Source organism: uncultured Kiloniella sp. (genome assembly GCF_937128705.1).
Taxonomy (GTDB): domain Bacteria; phylum Pseudomonadota; class Alphaproteobacteria; order Kiloniellales; family Kiloniellaceae; genus Kiloniella.
In genome coordinates, this window is record NZ_CAKZMP010000162.1 from 1 (window position 1) to 2813 (window position 2813).

The window sequence follows — 2813 nt, forward strand, 5'->3', positions numbered from 1 at the left end:
TCAGCGTAATGCTTATCACCAAACGTCACGCGCAGGAACTGCTTAAAGCGCTCACTGATATCGTCCTCAAACCAGTCACCCTCAAAGTCGATCATAGGGATCACATTATCATCGTCCGGAATAAAGGTCGGTTCAGGAATACGAGCTAAGTAATCGGAGAGGGTTTCTCCTTGGTTAGCAAGAATCAGACCCGGTTCATCCAACGAGAAACGGCCAAACATACAACCGACAGCGTAGGACAAGAACTCTGCCATGGTATCGGCTTTCAAATGTGCTTCGCGTTCTTCTTCGGTACCTCTGATACCGTAACGGTACGCAGGGTTACAGGTCAACGTGATTTCTTCGATGGGGACTTCAGGTGTCAACTCATCTTGAAGGCCATAGGCATCGATGAAGATGCGGTTATTCTTTTCCTCAAGGTGTTGCATCTCGTCCGTCATGGACTCCCAGTGGGTGCGGAGCGTGGCATAGCTCATCGCCAGCGTTTTGCCGCGATGATCAGGCGAAAGAAGTGTGAGCGTGGTGAAATACCAAGATGTTTCTCTAAAATCCCAGTCAATTTTTGATATTTCGAATAAGCGATACAGCAGCTGCGGATTAAATTGATCAATTTTAGATAAATCCCACGGCAAGGATGCAATGTTTTCAACTTGAAAACTCATTGTCGGATTGGTTACCGATAAGAGAAACGATCCCACTTTTGAACACAGTAGAGCAACCAGCCTTTTTTCATCGCCAGCAGTTTTTGGAAAGGCTCCAGAACCATGTACATCCCATAGAAACCCTTCTGGATAATAGCGGGCAGCAGGTTCTCCAGAATTTAAGTAGCTCCAAGATGCATAGGCCCGAAAATATAGGTGACTATTTGTAGATCTGCTTCTGGTGAAACTTTTTCCTTGATCTCGCCAGTCGATAACCAAATCATGATTCCCGTACCATTTTCTAGCCTCACCTCCTTTATTATACGGGACCCAATGATTTCTTTTGTTTGTGTATTCACTGAAATTACGAGATAGAATTTCGAACCAATATCTTAGAACTCTATCGTTATCTCCTGTAATCATTCCTTGGATAAGTTCAAAGTCATGCTCAACAGTTTTGTTCCACCCATAGCTTGATATTGCACTTCCGTCAACCCAATAAGAAATTGGACTCCCCGGAATCTTCCCAAAATCCTCGGCGGATGCGCGGTAGATACGACTATCTGGTGCTTTTAAATTACGTTCATTACTGGGCGGAAAGTCTACTGGTCGGTTATCCTCACCGATATTTTCATATTCAACATAACAATACCCCCCGTACTTGGAGGAACTACCGCCCTTCTGCCAGACAGTAGCGCTCGTTCCGAATGCGATCCCCATAACCATGTTTGCCATATGGGCCATGCAGTCGATTGAAGCTTGAGCTTTGAGGTTAACTCGTAATTTTTCATAGGACGACAAAAACATCCAAGATTGCATGGTGACCATTGCACTGTAACCGAGCTTTGGAATCAGACGCATGCCTCGTTCAATGAACATTGCAAAGAGGTCACTTTTACTGTCTGGGTATGTCTTCTTAGCAAAAACACTTAAATTACCATTCATCCCTTTGCCACCCATATAAGGTGGGTTAGCCACAACGACATGGTATTTCGTTGAAAGATAATCAGCCATTCTTAGCACTTTAACTACACGTTCATGCACTTCGGTAAGCCACATATCGGCAGCGAGATCTTTTGTCTCGGTCAATCGCAGTGTTTCAGCGGGAACTTTGAGTTTTGGAACAATCAGAGAGCCAAAGTTTTTGGCCTGCTCAAATTGAGTCAGTGTTTCGCGCAGATCTGCTGAGTAAAGATCTTTACCCACGATAGACATCACATCATCCATCTCTGAGTCGGTGAAGCTGACATCTTCGAGTACGCAGACATTAGGCTTGGCGTCCATGCGGAAGAAACGGCGGCGGCCGAGTTTTGCTGCGGCTTTCATTTCAAGTGCAAACGAAGCTAGAGCCCCTGCACGTTCATCAATCTCAATGCCGTACAGGTTGTTGCTGAGGATCAGTCCTGGAATGTCATTCGGGTCATAGCCCTCTTCTTCATAGATGGCATACAGCAGATCAAACGCGTAAGTAAGCATGTGACCTGACCCCGCCGCAGGGTCCGCAACTCGGAGTTCTTCAGGGCTGCTTATCTTAAGGAAGTCAGTCTCTGGTTCTTCCGGAGCAATGTAATATTCCATTTGCTCAGTAAGCTTGGAGTTTGGACGGTTTAGCATCCATAGCCGCCCTAAGGAGTTCTCAACTAAATAGCGCACGATCCAGTGCGGTGTGAATAGCTGAGTTGCAGCCGGAATATTCTCTGCGGTGATTTTCTGGTTTTTCTTAAGTGCAGCAAACACTTGATCTTTCTTTTCGGAGATGTAGAACTGATACAGCCAACCTATGATCTCAACGTCCTCACAGGATTCTGGCGTCATGACCGCACGCATCTTGGTCAAAATCGAATTGTCTGAGAGCAGATCATCCGGCATCAGAAGTTCGGTAAAATCCTGTATGCGTTCAAACAGGTAAGGCATTCTTTTATACAAGGCATTGCAAGAGCCAACTACCAACAGGCGATAAGCTTCGCTTTGAGCATCCGGACTTGGAATCGAACCGTTTAGCAAACCACAAACCTTGTCCGCTGCTTGTGGGCTTATTTGGTCTTCATCAATGATGCCTGATTTCGCTTCAGCGAGAATTTCAGGTTGTACCTGCCCTTCTGTTGGCGACACAACGCCAACGCGGTTGTATCCATTGACATCCATAAAGCGCAAGGCACAAAAACGGTTAAA

General features: G+C 45.8%; 1 protein-coding gene. It reads right to left on the reverse strand.

Annotated elements, in window-relative coordinates; genetic code table 11:
• On the reverse strand, positions 1 to 2813 hold a 2813-nt coding region (pglX, locus tag Q0241_RS09190; RefSeq protein ID WP_299376394.1), incomplete at both ends, for a BREX-1 system adenine-specific DNA-methyltransferase PglX.